This window comes from Coprobacillus sp. AF33-1AC (assembly GCF_003475785.1).
Taxonomy (GTDB): domain Bacteria; phylum Bacillota_I; class Bacilli_A; order Erysipelotrichales; family Coprobacillaceae; genus Faecalibacillus.
In genome coordinates, this window is sequence record NZ_QRQB01000003.1 from 64,311 (window position 1) to 86,659 (window position 22,349).

The 22,349-nt window shown below is 29.6% G+C and carries 17 protein-coding genes and 1 other annotated feature; of the genes, 1 reads left to right on the plus strand and 16 read right to left on the minus strand.

All coding sequences use genetic code 11. From position 1 onward, the window contains the following. Window positions 1-8 precede the first annotated feature (8 nt). The 7 genes from DWZ53_RS02175 to DWZ53_RS02200 all read right to left on the minus strand — a co-directional run bounded on the left by DWZ53_RS02175 (window position 9) and on the right by DWZ53_RS02200 (window position 5,722). A complete protein-coding gene (locus DWZ53_RS02175) occupies window positions 9-1,130 on the minus strand; it encodes an Ldh family oxidoreductase (protein WP_118431557.1) in 1,122 nt (373 codons plus the stop codon). A 90-nt stretch (window positions 1,131-1,220) separates the two neighbouring features. After that, complete coding sequence (locus tag DWZ53_RS02180; RefSeq protein ID WP_118431558.1) at window positions 1,221-1,508, minus strand: hypothetical protein; 288 nt, start codon at window positions 1,506-1,508, stop codon at window positions 1,221-1,223. Then, window positions 1,508-2,443 carry a type I phosphomannose isomerase catalytic subunit gene (locus DWZ53_RS02185; protein WP_199589037.1) on the minus strand — a complete coding sequence of 312 codons (936 nt, stop codon included), beginning with the start codon at window positions 2,441-2,443 and terminating at the stop codon, window positions 1,508-1,510. The genes DWZ53_RS02180 and DWZ53_RS02185 overlap by 1 nt, the downstream gene beginning before the upstream one ends. A gap of 3 nt (window positions 2,444-2,446) precedes the next feature. After that, window positions 2,447-2,890, minus strand: coding sequence for a DUF523 domain-containing protein (locus tag DWZ53_RS11160; protein WP_118607472.1), 444 nt, complete (start codon window positions 2,888-2,890; stop codon window positions 2,447-2,449). Next, on the minus strand, window positions 2,874-3,524 hold the full coding sequence (locus tag DWZ53_RS02190) for an HAD family hydrolase (protein WP_233541813.1): 651 nt from the start codon (window positions 3,522-3,524) through the stop codon (window positions 2,874-2,876). The genes DWZ53_RS11160 and DWZ53_RS02190 overlap by 17 nt, the downstream gene beginning before the upstream one ends. Before the next feature lie 92 nt (window positions 3,525-3,616). After that, the gene (locus DWZ53_RS02195; protein ID WP_118431562.1) at window positions 3,617-4,846 is read right to left on the minus strand and encodes a D-alanyl-D-alanine carboxypeptidase family protein; all 1,230 of its coding nucleotides are present in this window, start codon (window positions 4,844-4,846) and stop codon (window positions 3,617-3,619) included. Beyond that, entirely contained in the window at window positions 4,847-5,722 is an 876-nt protein-coding gene (locus DWZ53_RS02200) for a DMT family transporter (RefSeq protein ID WP_118431564.1), read from the minus strand. 158 nt (window positions 5,723-5,880) lie between these two features. Between DWZ53_RS02200 and DWZ53_RS02205 the strand changes: the two genes are divergently transcribed. Continuing rightward, window positions 5,881-7,518: a sensor domain-containing diguanylate cyclase gene (locus tag DWZ53_RS02205; protein WP_118431566.1), complete on the plus strand. Its 1,638-nt coding sequence runs from the start codon at window positions 5,881-5,883 to the stop codon at window positions 7,516-7,518. A gap of 22 nt (window positions 7,519-7,540) precedes the next feature. On the opposite strand, the gene DWZ53_RS02210 is transcribed toward DWZ53_RS02205, so the two are convergent. The 9 genes from DWZ53_RS02210 to DWZ53_RS02250 form a co-directional block, all read right to left on the minus strand. Then, window positions 7,541-7,888 carry an Hpt domain-containing protein gene (locus DWZ53_RS02210; protein ID WP_118431568.1) on the minus strand — a complete coding sequence of 116 codons (348 nt, stop codon included), beginning with the start codon at window positions 7,886-7,888 and terminating at the stop codon, window positions 7,541-7,543. Continuing rightward, window positions 7,888-9,399: an HD domain-containing phosphohydrolase gene (locus DWZ53_RS02215; RefSeq protein WP_118431570.1), complete on the minus strand. Its 1,512-nt coding sequence runs from the start codon at window positions 9,397-9,399 to the stop codon at window positions 7,888-7,890. Before DWZ53_RS02215 ends, DWZ53_RS02210 begins: the two co-directional genes overlap by 1 nt. After that, on the minus strand, window positions 9,389-11,707 hold the full coding sequence (locus DWZ53_RS02220; RefSeq protein ID WP_118431572.1) for a transglutaminase domain-containing protein: 2,319 nt from the start codon (window positions 11,705-11,707) through the stop codon (window positions 9,389-9,391). The genes DWZ53_RS02215 and DWZ53_RS02220 overlap by 11 nt, the downstream gene beginning before the upstream one ends. Before the next feature lie 14 nt (window positions 11,708-11,721). Continuing rightward, window positions 11,722-12,891, minus strand: coding sequence for a DUF58 domain-containing protein (locus DWZ53_RS02225; RefSeq protein WP_118431574.1), 1,170 nt, complete (start codon window positions 12,889-12,891; stop codon window positions 11,722-11,724). Window position 12,892: 1 nt separating this feature from the next. Continuing rightward, window positions 12,893-13,834 (minus strand): MoxR family ATPase, encoded by a 942-nt coding sequence (locus tag DWZ53_RS02230; RefSeq protein WP_118431576.1) that lies wholly within the window; start codon window positions 13,832-13,834, stop codon window positions 12,893-12,895. Next, window positions 13,831-17,157, minus strand: coding sequence for a leucine-rich repeat protein (locus DWZ53_RS02235; protein WP_158568160.1), 3,327 nt, complete (start codon window positions 17,155-17,157; stop codon window positions 13,831-13,833). The genes DWZ53_RS02230 and DWZ53_RS02235 overlap by 4 nt, the downstream gene beginning before the upstream one ends. Beyond that, the gene (locus DWZ53_RS02240) at window positions 17,147-18,838 is read right to left on the minus strand and encodes an ATP-binding protein (RefSeq protein WP_118431580.1); all 1,692 of its coding nucleotides are present in this window, start codon (window positions 18,836-18,838) and stop codon (window positions 17,147-17,149) included. The genes DWZ53_RS02235 and DWZ53_RS02240 overlap by 11 nt, the downstream gene beginning before the upstream one ends. A gap of 119 nt (window positions 18,839-18,957) precedes the next feature. Then, window positions 18,958-21,684 carry an isoleucine--tRNA ligase gene (ileS, locus tag DWZ53_RS02245; RefSeq protein WP_118431582.1) on the minus strand — a complete coding sequence of 909 codons (2,727 nt, stop codon included), beginning with the start codon at window positions 21,682-21,684 and terminating at the stop codon, window positions 18,958-18,960. A 36-nt stretch (window positions 21,685-21,720) separates the two neighbouring features. Further along, window positions 21,721-21,917, minus strand: a binding site (T-box leader). After that, window positions 21,889-22,344 (minus strand): DivIVA domain-containing protein, encoded by a 456-nt coding sequence (locus DWZ53_RS02250; protein ID WP_118431584.1) that lies wholly within the window; start codon window positions 22,342-22,344, stop codon window positions 21,889-21,891. It overlaps the preceding feature by 29 nt. Window positions 22,345-22,349 lie beyond the last annotated feature (5 nt).

Consider the following 22,349-nt stretch of genomic DNA (forward strand, 5'->3'; position numbering starts at 1 on the left):
TATTTCTCCTAATAAACAGTATGATAGTTTTGATCATCAATATCTAAGTCACCAAAATATTTTTCAAAATCAACACCTACATATTTTGATAAATCTTTCATTTCTAGTACAGTTTTTACATCAACATCAATACCATTAATTTGACGATCTTTTACAGCTTCAATTTCTTTTTCACCATGAGTGTAAATACGTGGTTGTCCTTTGGCTTTAGGAGCATCCCTTAATTCTTGTAAGAATGTTGATAAATGATTTTCTATATCTTCTGGATTACCAAATACTTTTGGATCAATAGCGATAAAACCATGACATGTTCCACCAACACCACCGATATGTGTATGATTAGAAGTTAACCCTTGAGATAAAATCGAACAGAAGATTTCACAAAGCATACCATAACCATATCCTTTATGACTTCCTAATTGTTCAGTAGAACCACCTAAAGGCATAATCCCCCCACCGACTTTATTGACAATATTATCTAAAACATCTGGGGCATCAGTTGAAGGATTTCCATCTTTATCTAAAGCCCAACCTTCTGGTAATTCTTTTTCAGCTTTTCGATACATTTCTAATTTTCCACGAGTAACAACAGTTGTCGAAGCATCAAAGAAAAATGGATAAGGTTTTGCTGGCATAGCAATAGCAATAGGATTAGATCCAAGCATCGCTTTTCTAGCAAATGTAGGAACCATGATGGCTTCCGAATTAGTAAAAGACATCCCCATTAATCCTTGATCACAAGCCATCTTTGCATAATATCCTGCAATTCCATAATGGTTAGAATTACGTACTGTTACAACTGCCATTCCTGTTTGTTTTGCTTTTTCAATACATTTTTCCATTGCAAAACGACCAATTAATTGTCCCATTCCGGCATGACCATCAATAACTGCTGAAACCGGTGTTTCAAATACGACTTCAGGTTTGGCATCAACATGAATTAAACCTTTTTCAATTCCTTTATGATATCTTGATAATCGTTGCATTCCATGCGATTCAATTCCATAAATATCCGATAATAATAATACATCCGTAATAATTTGACTTTCTTCTTTAGTAAAACCAAATTTTTCAAACGCTTCATTACAAAAAGCATTTAAAGTTTCATACTTAAATTTTAAATGTGCCATTTATTTTCCCCCAATATAATTTATAAAAATAAACTATCATATAATTGTAAATTCGTCAATTTGTATCAAAATTAAAAAAAGAAGAAATAATTATTTTATTTCTTCTAAGTTATACTGATTTTTATAAATAAGTATGATATTCATAATAATATCAATAGGCCAATAAAATAGAATAAAGACACTCAAGCCAACTAAAATTGAAAACTTTAATCCTAATACCATATATAATGCTGGAACTACTGAAATAATAGCAGGAATAAAGCCAACCCCTGAAGGGAAATGAATTTGATAAATTGTTCCACACTTAGGACAACGTTGTCTTGATTTATAAGCATATGATGAATCTTTAAATTCATAACTACAATGTCTACATTTCATTATAATGTACAAATCATCACTGTCATATCACCATCATAAACAACTTCTGTTTGATCTGAACATACAACAAAGTGATCTCCTAAACGAACTTCTTTTCCATCCACTGTTCCTTGACCTTTAATAATATTTACTAATTGGAATGGTTTATCATTTTTAATTGTATTTTTACCAGTTAAATCATATTTATTTAATGTTAAAAATTCTGATGAAACCATTAAAGTACGTGTTCCATTTTCAATATTTTCCACTACTTGATTAGCTAAATCATAGGGTTGGTAAGGTACAGTTGTTACATCTATAGATTGTTTAACATGTAAATCTCTTTCATTACCATCTTTATCTTTACGATGATAATCATAAACACGATAAGTAATGTCTGATGATTGTTGTGCTTCATAAATTAATGATCCACTACAAATAGCATGAATTGTACCACTAGGAATATAGAAAAAATCTCCTTCTTTGATTTTAAAAGAATTTAATAAATGATCATAATCATCATTTTCAATTGCTTTAACTAATTCTTCTTTTGTTTTAGCATGATGTCCCATGACCATTTTAGTATTTTCTTCAGTACCTAATACATACCAGCATTCAGTTTTACCTAACGAATTTTCATGGATACCAGCATATTCATCATTAGGATGAACTTGAACTGATAAATCATCACAGGCATCAATAATTTTAACTAATAAAGGAAATTCTTTATCTTTGATATTTCCAAACAATTCACGATGTTCATCAAATACTTGAGATAATGTTTTTCCAGCAAATTCACCTTCAATAATCGTATTATCCCCATTTTTATGTGCGGATGGTGCCCAACATTCTCCAGTTTGATCACTAGGAATATCATAACCATAAACATCTCTTAAACGATGTCCACCCCAGATTTTTTCATGAAATACAGGTTTTACCCATAAAATATGTCCCATAGTTTACCTCTTTTCTCTTTCTTTTAAAAAAGTATCAATATCATTTTCATTATAAACCATTATTCCCTTTTCTTGAAGTAATTTTACAAATATTCCTTGTCCATTTACTAACTTATGACAAAATGTTCCATCATAAATTTGATCTTTACCACAACTAGGACTTTTACTTTTTAAAATAACAGTAGTAACGTGATGTTTCAAACAAATATCTAACGCCTTTTTAGCACCTAATTGATATTCATATGTTCGATCAATGCCATTTTGATCAATAACTTGATTACCAATGATTTCACAAGGAGTACGTGGTATCGGTAAACCACCTAATACTTCTGGACAAACGACAATCGCTTCACCTTGATCAACTAACTCTTTTATTTTTTCTTGAAGGTTATTCTTTCCGGCATATGTACAATTAATACCAGCAAGACAACTACTTACGGCGATCATCAATAATCTCCTTAATTTCATGAGGATGATCAACAACAAAGTTAGCACCTGCTTTTAATAACTCTGCTTTACCTCTAAATCCCCAACTACAACCAATTGATTTGACTTTAGCGTTGATTGCTGTTTGAATATCGACATCACTATCACCGACATAAAAAACATCATGCTTGCTTACATCCATTAGGTTCATCGCTAAAACAACCAATGTAGGATCTGGTTTTTTAGGTTGATAAGGAGTATTTCCAAAAACATATTCAAAAGTATCTGGGAATAAATGTTTAACAATTTTAACAGCATGAGCTTTTGGCTTATTAGTTACCACCGCTAAATGATAACCGGCTTCTTTTAAATCATCAATGACTTTTTTCATTCCAGGATAAGGCACTGTGTGATCTAAACAATGAAGTGCATAAAGCTTATCAAAACGAGCTCTGGCTTCATTAACTAAATCTTTATGATCATCTGGTAAGGCTCTTTCTATTAATTTAGTCGCACCATTACCAACAAAATGACGATATTTTTCTAATTCATGCGTTTTAAATCCATATTCTTCTAATACAAGATTTGTTGTATGAGCTAAATCTTCTAAGGAATCTACAAGAGTTCCATCTAAATCAAATATAAGGGTATTCATCATTCTCACTCCTTTATTTATTATTCTTTTCATATTCTATCACAACGAATTGATTATACAATAAAATATCACTTCATAAGAAGTGATAGAGATTATTTTTTTGGTTTAATTTTAAATATGATAATATAAACAATAATTAAGACAACTGCTAAACCATAAGGCATCAAAATAGAAGAAACATGTGCTTGAGGTTTTGGTTTTACTTTTTTAATTGTTTGTTGACTAATCAAATTAATTGTCGATAATTGTTCATTTTGATAAGTGATTGTCATTGTTCCAATGACATCACCTTTTTTAAGAGGGGCTTTTAATGTTTTGATACTCACTTTTTCTTTTATATCTTTTTCATTATATCCTGTAGGAACAATAGCACCAATGCTTTCAGGAGCAACAACTTTTAAAGTCTTTTGTTTACCTTGAGTGACTTTTTTATTAGCTAAATGATCACCTTGTTTATGAAGTTCAACATATTGATAATGACTTCCTACATAGTTAGCTAAAGTAAGGGTATCATTAACAGCACAGTTACCATAAGTTGGACTATTTTGACAATGAGCCACTACACAAATATAATGATGATCATTGATATTTAATAAACTAGATAAAGTATGTTGGGCTTCATCAGTAAAACCACTTTTACATCCTTCAATCATCGTTGTATCAACACCACGAATTTTAGCATTTCTAATATTCTTTTTAACCCATGAATGTTGTGAATTTGAACTTGTATACTGATAACGATTAAATGCTTCCTTAAAATCTTCATTTTTTAAAGCATATTGAGTCAATAAAGCCATATCAGCAACAGTCGTATAATGATTATCATCATGAATACCTGTTGTATTGACAAAATGAGTATCTTTACATCCTAACTTAGAAGCTAATTGATTCATTTTTTCAACGAATTTTTCTTGATTACCACAAGTATTATTAGCTAAAGCACGTGTTGCATCAGCACCAGAAGGAAGCATTGCTCCCATAATTAAATCACGATAAGTAACTACTTCACCTGGCATAAAGTTAGCGGCACTGGCACCAGTTTCCCATACTGTTGCGATATCATCATCAGTAATAGTTGTTGTCGCATTAAAATCTTTAATCATTTCAATTGCTGTAATACAAGTTACAATTTTAGTAATACTTGCTGGATAAATACGATTATTTGCATTTTTATCATAAATGACTTGACCACTATCTTGATCAATCATAATAGCACTTTGTCCACTGATTCCTAAATCAGGACTTTCAAAACCATATACGGGTACTAACCCCGAAATCATCATTGTAAAAAACAACATGACAGAAAATATTTTCTTTTTCATCTATCCTTTCCCCCTTAAAAACGATAACTTTGTTTCCGATATAATAATCGCAAAAAAGATAATAATAAATCCAAAAACTATTTGTCCATTTAAATATTCTTGACCACATAGTACTGAAAAAAATACACCAAAAACAGATTCTAAACTAAGTAATATCGAAGCCTGACATTCACTTACTAAATTTTGTCCCATATTTTGAAACAATAAAGCCAAAGTAGTTGCAAAAAAAGCAAGATAAAATAACTGTAAAATCATATCCCTGTGAATTAATTTTAAGCTATATAAATCACCAACAAAAACGGCTTGAACAAAAGAAAGTAAAGCAACCATAAAAAACTGCATTGTTGTAAGTTTAACTGGTGATGTTTCTTTCATAAAACGCTTAACAACAATCATATGTAAAGCATAAAAGAAGCCTCCTACTAAAGTAAGAAAATCTCCTTTATTCATCGTTAGAGAACTATCTAAAGATACCATCCCAACACCAACAAAACACATCAAAGCAGCCATCATTTGAAAACGATCAGGTTTTTTTCTTTCTAAAAGCCATACTAAAAAAGGCACAATGGCACAATACACAGCTGTTAAAAAAGCATTTTTCCCTGGTGTAGTCATAGTAAGCCCTATTGTTTGTACTGTATAAGCCAAATATAAAGCGATTCCTGCTAAAAGACCACCTTTTAGATCCTTTAAACAAATTGTCTTGATTTGTTTAAAAAATAATAAAATCATAAATAATGTTCCTAATGTAAAACGAATACAAAGCAACATAGGTGTAGGTAAATTGCTGACAGCATCTTTCATTACAACAAAAGAACTACCCCATATCAAAGCGGCCATGATGAGCATGAATTGTCCTATACCTTTTCGTTTCATTCTTTTCTCCTTACATAATCCAACAAATCATACCACATCTTTACTCATTTTTCATTAAAATCTTTTTTTAAATTATATAATAATTACATCTTTGCTTAATTGATAATAGGATAGCTTGTGATATAATATTTTATATAGTATCAAAGGAGTATGTGATTATGAGGGTATTCGATTATTCTGATTTAACATTTCAAATTTTAGATCATATTTATCATCTACAAGATGAATCTTTTTTATATTCATGCTTTGATGAATCTACATCTGGTTTTTCACCATATCTTGATCATGTTTGTTATAAAAATGATATTCTTTTGCAAATCAATAAACTTAAAAAAACACACATTTCTTATCAGCTTGATCAATATCATTGTCATATTATTGAAAAAAATGAATCTATGTGTCTTGTTGAAGGAGAATATCTTTTACATTTAGAACAATTTAAACAAGAAACGAAACATTTTTATACTATTTTATATAAGATTCATGATGATCAAATTAAAATTAAACATATTCACACTTCATTTTCTATGCGTCATCAAAGTATTCAAGATACCAATACTAATGAATATTTAAATATTGTTTCATCATGTAAATTCAATTATGATGAAAACTTGACAATTAAAGAGATGAACTCGTGTTTTGTTGATATGCTAGGATATCATGACCATGATGAATTATTAACGACTTGTCAGCATCATTTTATCGAATTAATTCATCCTGATGATGTTAAATCTTTTAAAGAAGTATTACAACAAGCAACAATGTCTCATCATCGCTTACAAAATGAATATCGTCTAAGAAAGAAGAATGGTGATTATATTTGGGTTATTGAACAAGGACAGATTATACTTGATTCTTCACTTCAAATTATTTTTGATATGTTGATTAGTGATGTTAATTCTATCAAGCAAAATGAATTAGATTTATTGGTACAAAAAGAGAAATATCAAATGATATTAAAAGATAATTCTATTGCGATTCTAGAATATCGTATTGATGATGATCAAATGATTATTGATATTCAAGAAGAGGATAAAAAGAAAATCTATAATCATTATCTAGATTACATTCAATCAAGTCGCTCTACAGTCTTTGACGAAGATAAACCTGCTTTAATTAGTTTGTTTACTCGTAAAATACCTGGTCCTATCATTATTCGAGAGCATATGCGAGGAAATAAACATTATTTTATTAAAAGAATTGATTCTCATATTATTTATGATAATTTAAATCGACCAATTATTGTTTTAGCAACAGCAAAAAATATTACTGAAGAATGGCAACAAAATAATGTATTAAAACAAAAAGCAGAACGTGATCCCCTTACTCATCTTTATAATTTAGAAACAGGTTCAATGAAAATTGAAGATTATCTTTCTATTAAAGATCCAGATGAAACTTATGCCTTTATTGTTTTTGATGTTGATCATTTTAAAGGTGTCAACGATACATATGGTCATCTTTTCGGTAATCAGGTACTTATTTCTATTTCACAATACTTTATTGATTTAAAAAAGAAAGATGACATTATCATTAGAATGGGTGGTGATGAATTCGTAGTCTTCTTTAGCCATGTTAATCCATCTAAAGTCAATGAATTATGTCAACACATTAATGAGGGTATTAAAAATATTTCTTATCCTCAAACAGATTATCACGCTACGATTTCAATGGGATGCTTCTACAGTCAAGAAAAATATTCCTACACTCAAATCTTTAAAGCAGCTGATAATGTTTTATATAAAGCTAAGAAAAAAGGACGTGATTGTTACACTGTAACCAATCACATCCTCTAAATCTCTCATAAGAGAGATTTTTTTAATCTAGTTGTTTTAATGCTTGAATAACTTTTTCATAATCATTTGTTATCTTTTTAAAGTACTCTTCAACATGTTCAGTTTGACGATTTCTTAATTCTTCTGTTAGTAAACAACTTGATTCATATAAATCATTAAAACCAAAGTTAGAACAAATACCTTTTAAAGTATGAACAAAACGAAAAGCTTCATCTATATTATTCTTCTCTAAATTTTCTTTTAAACTTTGATAAGACTCATCATCAATAAACTTTTTCGCAAGTCTGGTTATCATTTCTTCATTTTGTAAACGTGTCATGACTCCTTGATAGTCTCCACCAAATTGTTGATATGCTTCTTTTAAATTCATTATCGTTCCTCCTTATTACTCGTAGCAATTATATGAGTTAATCGATTACGATCATGACGATCAAATACCCCACGAATAACTAAATCTAAAGTATCCTGTTTATCATTTGTATTTAAGCATAGATGATGTTTACATATTGGATGATAAAAGCTTAAATGTTTCACTTTTTCTTTTAATTCATCTAATTGTTTGTCATCTAAAATATGATGATCTTTTATATAAATAAGTGGATTAGATATTTTTTCTGGTAATTGTAATTGTTGACTACCCCATTTTGATAAATGGAGCACCGGTGGCATAATTGAATATTCAAAACGGATTTCTTTAGAATATTGATAAAAGAAATCTGTTTTTTCGTGATCATAATCTATCATTTGTAATGTACCATCATCATAAAATACTTGACCATCATTCAATAAATCCCTAATTTCATTTTCTATATCTTGTTTGTTATTTTCTGACAGTATATGTGCAATTTCATCTTTTTTAATCGCAGGTTCAATGCTCATTAAACATTCTAATAATAATGGATTAAATTGACCACATTGCCCTTCTTTAATCATTTGTAAAGCCACTTGATGATCAAATGCTTTTTTATAAACTCTAATACTAGTAAGAGCATCATAAGCATCTGCAAGAGATACCACTTGTGCAGCAATGGGAATATCATCACCCTTTAAACCATCGGGATAACCACGACCATCAAACCTTTCATGATGCCAACGACATATTTGATAAGCATATTCTACAAAGTGATCATTTTGATAGAATGGTAAATCTTTAATCATTTTAGCCCCTTCGATAGCATGAGACTGCATAATTTTCATCTCTTGATCAGTTAATCTAGATGGTTTATTTAAAATAGATTCTGGTATAACCATTTTACCGATATCATGTAAAGTAGATGCTGTCGCAATTTCATTAATATCTTTATGACTCAAATGATAACGATCCGTTTTTTCCATTAAAACTTTCAATAATTGTTGTGTTAACATTCTTACGTTAAGAACATGTAAACCACTTTCACCATTTCTTGATTCAACAATATGACTTAATATTAAAGACATGATATTATTAGATCTTTGTCTTTCTGTTACTTGTTTACTTACCAAAGAAATAAGCATCTTTTGCTTAGCATAAATCATGAGTGTATTCTTTACTCGATTTAATATAATTTTTGAAGAAAAAGGGCGAGTAATATAATCTACGACCCCTTTACTAAAGGCTTCTTCAATCGTTTCTGGGTCATTATCAACAGAAATAATCATGACCGGTATTTTTTCAATTAATTGATTTTTATTTAAATAATCTAAAACATCAAAGCCATCCATTTTAGGCATTGATACATCTAACAAGATAAGTGAAATTTGATCTTGATATGAATGAATTATATCAATAGCTTCCTTACCATCATCAGCTTCATAAATAGCATACTGATATAAAATGTCTGACAGTAATTCTCGATTCAACAAAGAATCATCAACAATGAGTATTGTCTGCTTACTTTTCAAGCTGTTTACCTCCCTTATTATTCATATTATCAATTTGTTTAAAGAGTTTCTTACTTACCAAAACAAAATGTAATTTACATTTTTGATATAAAGAAACATTTTTTTTGTGCTGATACAATGTTTCTACAAATCTAGAAATAATATTAAACTCATAAACTTCTAAAGACTTCTCACCATAGAAAAACTTTTCTAACAAATGAATAACTCTTAAATATTCCCCTTCATGTATCATCTGTTTATGTAAAAGTAATTGGTCATTTTCTTGATCTTTCCAGCCAACATAACATTCAACTCCATAAATTGCGAGTATCTGTTTGATAATTAAGTAGAGTATCCGTGTTTGTTGATCTTGAGATGATTGTCTATATAAGCGATAAAGTTTCATTTGATATAGTGTTCTTCTCATTTCTAATATTATAACAAAAATAATAAGAATAATGCCTAAAAAGAAAGCAAAACCAATAAAAATATTTTCTAATTTTTGTATAACCTTTTTTGCTTGTTTAATCACAGATGAACTGCCTTGGTTATCAACTGCCTTAGCCTTTTTAGAATCATCTTTTTTAGCTGATGCTTCTTTAACTCCCTGTGATTGATCTAACATACTCATTAAGGCATAAGTATCATAATAATAGCCAGGTGTAACATCAATTGGCATCCAGCCAATTCCATCAAAATAGACTTCTACCCAAGCATGAGCATTCTTAGAAGTTAAAGTGACTTTCCCTTGTTTATTAAAACTACTACTTTTAGCTAAATATCCTTCTACATAACGTGCTGGAATTCCATAATAACGAAAAGCTTCAACTCCCACACTTGCAAATAAAACATCATTTCCTTGTCTTGTTTCATTTAAAAATGCAAGCAATTCATTTTTATTTTTATGATGGATACTCTTTTCACTGTAAGTCATATTTTGACTTAAGATAGAACGAATATGTTGACTTACAGAATAAATCCCTGTGTTTTTAAATTGTTGTTGATCAAATAAAGATTGAATAGAAGAAAGTAATGAATGATCAACATCTAAATATTTATCATAAACAAATTGACGATAAATATTTTCACTTTTATTATATTTCACTAACTTTTTGCTTGGATGCGCTTGTTTTGTCAGATCTGTTGTATTTAACAATTCACAAGGAAGGTTTTGTGAATATTCTTGATAATCATAATTATCACTACCAAATAAAGTAGTCGATACAAGATTTTGATCTTTAACTTGAGTAACATTTTTTCGTGATAAATAATCTATAGAATAAGGAGCATAGTAGTATTTTCTATTAGCGGCAACATTCTCTATTGTAAGTTCATTGCTTTTTATATCTTGACTATGATCATATGATAAATATTGATTGAACTGTTGTGTTGTATAAAAGCCTTTATTTTCTAACCAATTTAACATACCTTGGTGATTACCATTGTAATCAGCCCTCTTTAAATCAGTCCATTTATTATCAACTAAACGACTTCCTACATATCCTTTTAAATAGAAATCCTTAATCTGTAAAGTCGATACTTTTAAACGAATTTCATCATCTAGATGAATATTGGTAGCCTGAGTTAAATCTCCTTTAGGCAGGGTATCTTCACCATAACGCAAAGTATCTATCTTTGATGCTGTCATATTTTTTATAATCCCTATTGTTTGTTCATCACGATATGAAAAAATAGACGTTAAAGCTATAAATACTGCCATAAAACTCATAAGCCATATTCTAATACGCCAACTAATAAAATCATTATAATTCATGATCCATAAGCCAACTTGACTCAATGTCATCAATCCCATGACAATATAGGAGAATACACCTAACCACATTGAAGCAAAAATAACAATAAAAAATAAAATATGAATAAAAATAAGAGATCTATTTTTAATACATCGATATACATAATAACAAATCAGCAATAAGAAAAATAAAGTAAAAATCATCATATCTAAGTTACTTGTTTGAATTGTCATTGTAAGATTAAAAGCATCTTCATACTTGATATTATATAAATGAATAATACATTGTACTAAACCTAACAATCCTCGATAAATAAACGGTATAAATAAAATGATCACTATAAGTGCTATGACAGAAATCATGATTTTACTTTTTTTACTATGCATCATATAGTCTATTAAAGTATAAAGACTCAAAATAGCTAAAGAAATTATTCCTAAATAACTTATGTTTAAACCTGTTATTGACTGATAGAAAAAGAGAAAACCTGCAATCCATATGAGATTTAATATAAAATGATAAATATTAACTTTTTGATTTACAGTCTTCTTTGCATTTTTTGTGAGTAACTGCATGGTTTCCTCCTTTCTTAAATATCAAAATGATATATATTTTGTGTTAAATGAGAACTTGGTAACTCAATAAATTGAACTGTTCCTTTCTTTAATGATTTGACATCATCAATAGAATCTTTAACAGTGATTGCTGTTAAATCCATATCTTGAGATACTACATTTATATCTGAGATAAAATCACCTACAGTAAAATAAAGCATTTTTGAAAAAGGTAATTCATATTGTTCACTTAAAAATAATGGTAGCGTTGTCCCATTATTCTTTTGTAAAGGTGAACATAGCCATAATGTTCTAGCATAATTTAAATCATCTATCCCTAATACCGGTATCCAACTCATTTTTTCACTATGAGATACCACAATATAATGAGGAAGTCCTTGTTGAATCAAGGTCTCACTTAAAGACATTGCATAAGATAGAGCATGAGATAATTTAACAGGATCTAGTTTTTTTTGATGCTGATATAAACCAATATCAACTAACATAACCGTATTAATACTACTATTATGACTTCCTTCTTTTAAAAGCATTTGTTGCATTTTAGCTGATAACTTCCAATGAATATGACGTATATCATCACCATCATGATAATTTCTTAAATCATAAATATCACTCATGTCAAATCCTTTTTGTAGTAAATAATCATGATTCCCCTCTTTAAAATAAGATAAATCTTTTTTTCTTGTCATATCTATTTTTAATTTTTCAGGAATAATCGTCATATTTTGCCTTTGGCTAAAAGGAAAACGAATACGGCATAGACCAAATAAATCATAAAAATAGACTTCTTTACATGTCATGGTTACATCGCCACAAAGTTTTGCTTTAAATGAACAAGGAATTTGAGTTGAATGACGGTTTAAGTTTTGATGATAATGGAATGTACGACAATCATCAAAAACAATATTATGATAAGCAATATTAAACTCAACACTTCCTATAGCAAAAAGAGTTGTACTTATCACTTCTAAATATAAATGAATATCTTCATCAACCCAGCCATTAGAATCACCTAAATAATGAATTGAAATATGATTTAAATCATATTTCAATAACATATATAATAAAATTGGAAATATGGCTTCTATGATAAGCAAAGCTATAAAATATCGATATTGGCTATAAATCATAGCACTGAGAGTAAAAAGAACAATCATTCCATATAAAATTCTTGCTTTTTTCATCTTAAACTCTTTCTAATTGTGGTGCTTTAATGTCTTCTAAAATACTTTGTAAAATTTTATCAGCATCAATTCCTTCAACTCTTGCTTGTGGTTTTAAAATAAGACGATGAGCACAAACATCTTTAAAAATAGCTTGTACATCTTCAGGGTTGACATATGTTCTTTCTTTAATAATAGCGTGCGCTTTAGCCATTTGTGTAAGAGCCAAAACACCACGTGGTGAAACACCTAATTCAACGTAGGGTGATTTTCTTGTTTCTTCACATAAGCGAATGAGATATTTTAAAACATCATCTTGTATATGGATCGAAGTTAAGTAATTTTGTACTTCCATCATATCTTCTTTAGAAGCGACGGGTTGAATATGATCCAAAGGATTATCATAACGATGTGCTTTAATAATATTCATTTGATGTTGTAAATCTGGATAACCAATGGATAAACGAATCATAAAACGGTCTAATTGAGACTCTGGTAATGGTTGCGTTCCTGCTGCCCCATATGGGTTTTGTGTTGCTATACAAATAAAAGGATAAGGCAAATCATAAGTTATTCCATCAACAGTTACACGTTTTTCTTCCATTGCTTCAAGTAAGGCTGCTTGCGTCTTTGGTGAAGTACGATTTATTTCATCAGCTAATAATAAGTTACAATGAACAGCTCCAGGTCGATATTCAAAATTATTTGTTTTATTATTTAAAATAGAAAAACCAGTAATATCAGAAGGTAATGTATCCGTAGTAAACTGAATTCTTTTATAGTCCATACCTAAAGCCTTAGAAAAAGCTAAGGCTAATGTTGTTTTACCAGTACCAGGACTATCTTCTAACAAAATATGACCTCCAGCATAAATAGTCATTAAAACTTTTTCTATAATATCATCTTTCCCTATAAATGCTTTCGCTACTTCTTTAATAATATATCTTGATTGTTCAATAATCATTCTATTTCCCCCTCATTACTTTCCTCTTCATTATTTTCTACCTGACTATTTTGATTTGTTTCAGTTTCTTGATTTTCATCTGGTTTGGAAGATTCTTGATTTTCTGGTACAGATTCTTCAACAGGTACTTGTGGTACAACTTGTTGATCATTATCTGGTTGTTGATTAGTTTGTGGTTTATAACCAAACATGATTTGTAACATAGAAACAGCTTCATTTAATTTATCCATATCATCAGGAAAGAAAAGTTCATTTCCAAAAGGAACGCCAGCAAATAAATATTTCCAACTTTCAATATAAATTTCTTCATTGCCAGCTGCGCTATTTTGAAGTAATATTTTTATATTTTCTTGAGATATATGAGAATTAAATGAAAATGGTAAAGTTGGTGTATTAACCCATAAATCTATAATTTGATCAGAATTAAAGACAACTTCTTTTAAAGTATCTGTTCCATAAAAGGCATCAGTATCTATAGAAGAACTCCAAATCCATGAGTATTCTTGTGGGAAAATAACTTTTTCAATTTGAGTATTCGCAAAAGCACCTCCAAATACTTTAGCTAAGCCATCAGGCAATTCTAATGTTCCAGATAATTTTGTATTTTCAAAAGCTTTCGCATCAATAAAATATCCAAGCGAATAAACATGAAGATCAATTTGAGTAATCGGAACATCTTTAAAAGCGCCTTCTAATATTTCAATAACATTTTCTTGAGTCGCTATATGACCATGAACAGTTGTTGTTGCAGCATATAAATAATAGGCTGAAGTACTTCCTTCCCAATCACCATAAAGAATATAGCCTCCACCTTGATAATCGCAAAAATAATGATCACTAAAATTGACATTAACTAATTCAGGATAGCCCTCATTATTTTGAGGAACATACATTAATAAATGACATGTTGGATTATAGTTATTTTCAAATTGAGCCACGTTAGCATTAAATACAACAAATCTTAAATCTCCTGTGTTACTTCCGTTTATCTCTAATCCACCTTCTTCAACAACAATTTGATCTGTTGTATTAGAAACAATTCCTTCTAAAGAATGACATCCATAAAATGCATAGGCATCAATTTTATTTACACTCGCTGGTAGTTCTACATAAGTGAGTTGACTACAATTGCTAAAGGCATTTCTACCTATCTCATTGATTTCTATATCTGATAATGTTTGACTATTAAATTCTTTTAATGAACTAGGTGCATTAAGCAAAGTTGTAACTGTTTGATTATCTTCACTTGTTTTGATAATATCAAAGCCATTCTTTTCATAAAATTCAGATTTTGATTTTATAATTTGATTTTGATATTTTGACCATTGTTTTAAGTATTCTTCATATTGATTTTGTAAAACTTCTATTTTAGCGTCTTGATCTAATCCATCAAATGTATCGCTAGATATATGAGGAATCGTATTTGATAAAAATAATAATTCCTTAATATGACTATCTTTAAAAACTTCTTTACCAAATTTTAATGGAGTAGCATAAGGGAAGATGAGTCTTGATATTTTATCATTATCACTAAATGCATTATCTGCTATTGAAGTCACGGTATTAGGAATAATAATCGTACCTGAAGCCTCTGCCATCGTTCCTACTACTTTTGTATCGTTATCAGATAAAATTAAATCATTTTTAACTTCATAATCACTGAAATCTAGCGTTTCACCATATAAAAATACATTATGGGCATTACTATAACCGTAACGATAATAATCTAAATAGTATTTATCTTTTACATTGATTGTTGTAAACATAGATTGAATTTGACTTAAAAAACTTGTATCTTTAATTTTTAATGGTCCATCAAAATAAAGAGACCATACACATGGATAAACCTCTTTAATGTCTTTTACTGATTCAGGTATCGAAATTTCATCATGACATGGCATATAAATGATGGTTTCTTGGTTTTTATCCATAAGCAAGCCATCAAAAGAACTGTATTGTTCATTACGATGATCTACTTTAAATTGACCATTTACATTTAAAGTCGTTGTTTTAAAATCAACTTTATTGATACTAGAAGAAATATAAAAATCACCATTTACATCAATAGTCTGATTTCCTTCTAAACAAATCTCATCAATACTACTAGGAATTGATATATCATCATAGGTTCTTTCACCATCTATTCCAGTCAGTACATAATGATATAGCAATCCACTTCTTTTTAACTCTACTTCAAATCCTGCAGGAATATCTTCTAATTCTAAAGGGTAAAGTTCAACTCTTCCTTTTTGATTTGTAGAATATTGATGTGCTAAAGGTTCACCATCTTTTTTATTTGACCATCCTGAAAACAACTTAGATACAGAAGATTGATCATCAATCATGACATTATAATATTTTCTTAAGTCTTCACTTTGTCCTTCCTTTAAATAAAAGTGTCCTGCTTCTTGATTATCATAATTAAGTAAAGTAACACGTGTATCATATTCTATTTTAAAAGTATGCTTTGCTTCTTGCCATGGTGCATTTACATTTTCTCTAAAACGAAAAGTAGCTGTGAAATCACCAGTAACAATTGTTGGATAATCCACAATTTCAAAGCAATCAGATAATTCAGTAATTCGATAAACCGGTGTATCACCATCTAATACATAAACAACAGAATTACATAATAACTTCCAAGGTGTGATAACACATCCATAATAAAGTGGATCTACTATATCGACCATATCCATTACTGATTCATAATTTGGATTAAAAGTATAACCTTTTGTTGAAGTAGTCGGCTTAAAAGCAGAAACAACACCGATGCTTGAAAAAGGATCATCTGGTAATTGATACTGCGTATCTTTATCAACATAATCATCTTTTTTGGTTGTGTCATTTCCATTATTCGATTGACCATTATTACTTCCATTACCACTACTACCATTATTGGCTATATCCCCAGGTATGATAATCGTCCCGTTTTCTCCTGGAACTAAAATAGTTGAGCCTGATCCAGTACCACCCACTGTTGATTGACTACCACTACTATTAATAAGATAATTAGGGTTTTGATTACTTTTAAATGGTTGAGCAGCATTTTGGAATAAATAACCTGATTGATTATCTTGATTATTCATTGCATCATTTGACTGATTATTATTTTTATAAATATCTTGGTTCCCATTTTGATTTTGATCTAGTGTTTGTTGTTGATGATTAAAAACAACTTGATTTCCCTTAAAAGACTGATTACTTAAAGCGTTCGGATTAAAAACTAATCCATTTTGATAAAGATGATATGCAGAAAAGGCACATGAAAGAGAAATAACACTAGAAACAATAATTTTAGATGTATTTTTAGGATTAAATTTCATATTCATCACCTCTTCCATTAAAAAAATCTTCTAATTCTTCAGCCATTTGCTCAAAATCAATTGGTTTTGAAAAATGACCATTCATGCCAATTTTTTTAGAATAACGCTTATTTTCAACATAAGCATCTGCTGATAAAGCAAAAATAGGTACAGTTTTAGCATCTTGTCGTGCTAATTTTCTTATTTCTTGTGTTGCTTGATAACCATCCATTTCCGGCATATGAATATCCATTAAAATAAAGTCATAATAACCAGGATGATGATTCTCAAATTGTTCTATAGCTTGTTTTCCTGTCTGAACATGTTCTACATAAGCACCTTTTTGTTCAAGAACACTTAAACAAATTTCTGCGTTAATTTCATTATCTTCAGCTAATAAAATAGTCTTACCTGCATAAGTAAAAGGAATATGTTCCTTACCAACCTGTGGTTTATCTTCTATTTCTACTTGATTACTTGCGATTGGTAAATCTAAAAAGACTGTAAAGTCTGTTCCTTGTCCTTGTAAGCTTTCAACAATAATTTCTCCACCCATTAATCTTACGAGTTGATCAGTAATAGCCATTCCTAACCCTGAACCACCATAGTTTTTACTAATTTCAGCATTTTCTTGTTCAAATGGTTTGAATAAATAATAAATAAAATCTCTTTTCATTCCTTTTCCAGTATCGTGTACTTTCATCATAAAATTAATATTATCTTTTGCTCGATACATTTGTCTAAAAGTAACTTTTATTTCTCCATGTTCAGTAAACTTATAAGCATTGGAAACAAGATTAACTAATATTTGCATAATGCGTAATTCATCACCCATGACATAACGAACATCAAAATCATGATATTCAATGTTAAACTGAATATTTTTTTCTTCAATCATTTTTCTAAATATTGTATTAAGTTGTGATTCAAATTGGTAAATATCTATTGGTTTAACTTCTAATTCTAATTTACCTGCTTCCATTCTAGAAATATCTAAAACTTCATTAATTAATGATAATAAATATTGAGATATTTCTTGTGCTTTATGAATATGATAAGCAGCTTGACCATCTTGACTTACATCATGGTTAGCAAGTGTCAACATACCAATAATCCCATTCATAGGTGTTCTAATTTCATGAGACATTTTAGACAAAAAAGTTGCTTTATAGTCGCTGACTTCATTTGCTCGAACAAGTTGTTGTTTTAAATCATTGATTTCATTTTGATACTTCGTATCATCTCTAAATGAAAGAATCGTGTATTTTTTGTCCTTTGTTATACTTATCGTCAATGTAAAATACTGTTCTGTTCCTTTTTGTTTAAACAAATAAGAAAAAGCGTCTTGATGATTCCACTTTTCAATCCCCTTTTCTAGAGCATATCTATCTTCTTGATTAATGATATTTTCTAAATAATCAACATCATTCTTTAATAAAGATAAATCAACATGAAAAGTATCATCAAACCCATCACTTACCATGATAATTTTAAAATCTTTATTTCTTAATAATATATATTTTTGGCTTTGCTCTTGCTTAAAAATACGACTATAAATATCCTTAACCTGCTTTTCACCACTTCTAAGGTGAAAGAAATGCCATACTAAAATATCAATCGCTAAAACAATAACAACAATAATTATGACAAAAAAGAATATGTTTTGCCCATTTTTTGCAAAATACACAAAAAAATCACTCATTATATTTACCTCATTCCATCACATCTTACCTATATTATATGAAAAAAGCCTACCCTATAGCAAGTAAGCATCAAAATATGAAAAAAGGATTGTGTCAATTGACCACAATCCTTTGTATTTTATTCAACTACATCATGACAACGATGGCATAATTCGCCTTCCATTTCATCTTCATCAAAGTAATTCCAACAACGTGGACATTGATGACCATGGAATTTTTCAACTTGAATATAGCTTGTATCATATTCAGGTAATTCTTTATTATCACTTAATTGTACTTTAGCAACAATAAATAATTGTTTTAAATCATCTGCAAGTTGAGCAACATCTTGGTAACCTTCTTTTAAAGTTAAAGTTACTTTTGCTTCCATATTTGATTTAATAACTTGATCATTTCTTAATCCTTCAAGAGCTCTTAAAACATCTTTTCTCACATCTAAGAATTTGTCAAAATAAGCAAGTACCTCTTCTTCTTGAGGAATATCAAATAATTGATATTTAGGTTCTAGGAAGACACTTTCTGCTTTGTTTTCATCACATGTGAAGTTATCATGTAATTCTTCACTTGTAAAGACTAAGACTGTTGATAATAATTTCATCATTGTTTTAGCATGATGATATAAAACTGTTTGTACTTGTCTTCTTCTTAAAGCATCAGCTTTTTCAATATAAAGAATATCTTTAGTAAAGTCCATATAGAATGAACTTAATGTATTTGTAAAGTAATTTAAGATTTCTTGGTTTGCACTAGCAAAATCATAATTATTGTAAGCTTCATCATAAGCTTTCATTAATTGATTTAATTTAGCTAACATATATTGATCAACACCAGGTAAATCTTTAATATCTACTAAATCACTTTCTTTAAAATCATTTAAGTTACCTAATACAAATCTCATTGTATTTCTAATCTTACGATATCCTTCAGCAATTTGTTTCATGATTTCATCAGAAATACGAACATCTTGTTGGTAAGCAACTGAAGTAGCCCAAAGTCTAACAATATCAGCACCATATTGGTTAACTAATTTAATTGGATCAACTGTATTACCTAATGATTTAGACATTTTATTTCCTTTACCATCTAAAACAAACCCATGAGAAAGAACTGTTTTATATGGTGCTCTACCATGAACTGCAGTACCAATAATTAATGATGAGTTAAACCATCCACGATATTGGTCACTACCTTCAAAGTATAAATCAACAGGATAATCAAATCCTCTTTCTTTCATACATCCAGTATGTGAAGATCCAGAATCAAACCATACATCCATAATATCTTTTTCCTTTTTAAAGATACCATTTGGTGAATGTTCATTTGTGTATCCTTCAGGTAATAAGAATTTTTCATCTTTTTCAAACCAAATATTTGAACCATGTTCTCTGAATAATTCAGAAATACGTTTAAATACAGCTTCATCCATAACTGGAGTTCCATCTTCACAATAGAAAATTGGAATTGGTACACCCCAAGTTCTTTGACGTGAAATACACCAGTCTCCACGATCTTTAATCATATTATAAATACGAATATGACCCCATTCATTTAACCATTGAACATGATCAATTTCATTTAATAATTTATCTCTAATTTTATCAACTGAACAGAACCATTGATCTGTTGCTCTAAAGATAATAGGTTTTTTAGTACGCCAATCATGTGGATAACTATGGGTAATGAATTCAAGTTTTAATAAAACACCTAATTCATCTAATTTCATCGTTACTGTTTTATTGGCATCATCAACATATTGTCCTGCAAGCCATTCACCGCAATCTTCCATCATACGTCCATGTTCATCAACATTACAGTAAATATCTAATCCATATTTTTGACCTACAATAAAGTCGTCCATACCAAATCCAGGAGCAGTATGAACACAACCAGTACCCGCATCAGCAGTAACATGTTCTCCTAAAATAACTAATGATTCACGATCATATAAAGGATGTTGACATGTGATCATTTCTAGGTCGCTACCTTTAAATCTTTGTAAGATTTCTTTTTCTTGTAAACCAAATTTTCCCCATAATGAATCCACTAATTCTTCTAATACAACTAATTTACCTTTTTCACTTTGAACAAGTGCATAAGTATAATTAGGATTTAAACAAATAGCAAGGTTAGCAGGAATTGTCCATGGTGTTGTTGTCCAAATAACAAAACTTGTATCTTGATCTAAAATACCTTTACCATCTTTTACTTGGAATTTAACAAAGATTGTTGGACTCTTTACATCATGATATTCTACTTCTGCTTCAGCAAGTGCTGATTCACTAGATGGTGACCAATATACTGGTTTTAATCCTTTATAGATTAATCCATCCATCGCCATTTTAGCAAAAACATCAATTTGATTTGCTTCAAATTCTGGTAATAAAGTCAAATAAGGATGTTTATAATCTGCAAATGTTCCCATACGGATACATTGTTCCATTTGTTTTTTAACTTGTTCATGTGCATAAACATCACATTTTTTTCTAAAGTCGGCTGTAGACATTTCTTTACGGTTAACCCCTAATTTTTGAATTGCATTTTCAATAGGTAAACCATGAGTATCCCAACCTGGAATATAAGGTGTATAAAAACCATTCATGTTTTTATAACGACAAATAACATCTTTAATTACTTTATTTAACATATGTCCCATATGCATATTTCCATTTGCATAAGGAGGACCATCATGAAAAATAAAACTTTCTTTTCCTTCGTTTTGTTGAATTACTTTGTTATACATGTCTGTTTCTTGCCAGCGTTCAACGTATTTAGGTTCTTTTTTAGGCAAGTTTCCACGCATTTCAAAGCTTGTTTTTGGCATTAATAATGTGTCTTTGTAATTCATTGTTTTCTCCCTTTCCAAAATAAAAAAACACATCATCCTAAGGACGATGTGATCGCGGTACCACCTTAATTCGTATTTTCATACGCACTCTATCTTAACGCGATTAACGGCGACTTCTACTTGATTCAAAGTGCTACTCCAGAGTGATTCATTATAACGCTCATTACTGATTTTCACCAACCATCAGTTCTCTACAAACTCCTGTTATAAACTATCTCCTTCATCGTATTTATCATTTTTTAGATCTTCATTTATTAAGTTATAAACTTCAGAATGATCAATTGACTCAAGGATATCTTTTGACATCTGTTCAACTGAAGCTCTAAATCGAATAGCTTGTGATTTAAAATCACTCATTTCATCAGATAATGATCGAACATATTCTAATGATTCGCTCAGTATCATATTAGCATTCTTTTTCGCTTTGTCAATAAGTTCACTCGCTTCTTTTAATGCTAAACGGGCAATTTCTTCATTGGTCTGTTCTTGAATATTGACACGATGTTGTAATAAAGAATTTTGTTCTTTTAAATGTTGATATTGTTCGTTAAGACTTGTTAACTGACTTTCAAGATCTTGTATTTGTTTTTGATTAGATTCTAATAAAGCATCTACAGTATTGATGTCATAACCTCTAAACTGCTTTTTAATATCACTCATCGTAT

Coding starts and splice junctions, on each gene's coding strand:
- DWZ53_RS02175 (WP_118431557.1), bottom strand. CDS start 1,130: ATGGCACATTTAAAATTTAAGTATGAAACTTTAAATGCTTTTTGTAAT.
- DWZ53_RS02180 (WP_118431558.1), bottom strand. CDS start 1,508: ATGAAATGTAGACATTGTAGTTATGAATTTAAAGATTCATCATATGCT.
- DWZ53_RS02185 (WP_199589037.1), bottom strand. CDS start 2,443: ATGGGACATATTTTATGGGTAAAACCTGTATTTCATGAAAAAATCTGG.
- DWZ53_RS11160 (WP_118607472.1), bottom strand. CDS start 2,890: ATGATCGCCGTAAGTAGTTGTCTTGCTGGTATTAATTGTACATATGCC.
- DWZ53_RS02190 (WP_233541813.1), bottom strand. CDS start 3,524: ATGAATACCCTTATATTTGATTTAGATGGAACTCTTGTAGATTCCTTA.
- DWZ53_RS02195 (WP_118431562.1), bottom strand. CDS start 4,846: ATGAAAAAGAAAATATTTTCTGTCATGTTGTTTTTTACAATGATGATT.
- DWZ53_RS02200 (WP_118431564.1), bottom strand. CDS start 5,722: ATGAAACGAAAAGGTATAGGACAATTCATGCTCATCATGGCCGCTTTG.
- DWZ53_RS02205 (WP_118431566.1), top strand. CDS start 5,881: ATGAGGGTATTCGATTATTCTGATTTAACATTTCAAATTTTAGATCAT.
- DWZ53_RS02210 (WP_118431568.1), bottom strand. CDS start 7,888: ATGAATTTAAAAGAAGCATATCAACAATTTGGTGGAGACTATCAAGGA.
- DWZ53_RS02220 (WP_118431572.1), bottom strand. CDS start 11,707: ATGCAGTTACTCACAAAAAATGCAAAGAAGACTGTAAATCAAAAAGTT.
- DWZ53_RS02225 (WP_118431574.1), bottom strand. CDS start 12,891: ATGAAAAAAGCAAGAATTTTATATGGAATGATTGTTCTTTTTACTCTC.
- DWZ53_RS02230 (WP_118431576.1), bottom strand. CDS start 13,834: ATGATTATTGAACAATCAAGATATATTATTAAAGAAGTAGCGAAAGCA.
- DWZ53_RS02235 (WP_158568160.1), bottom strand. CDS start 17,157: ATGAAATTTAATCCTAAAAATACATCTAAAATTATTGTTTCTAGTGTT.
- DWZ53_RS02240 (WP_118431580.1), bottom strand. CDS start 18,838: ATGAGTGATTTTTTTGTGTATTTTGCAAAAAATGGGCAAAACATATTC.
- ileS (WP_118431582.1), bottom strand. CDS start 21,684: ATGAATTACAAAGACACATTATTAATGCCAAAAACAAGCTTTGAAATG.
- DWZ53_RS02250 (WP_118431584.1), bottom strand. CDS start 22,344: ATGAGTGATATTAAAAAGCAGTTTAGAGGTTATGACATCAATACTGTA.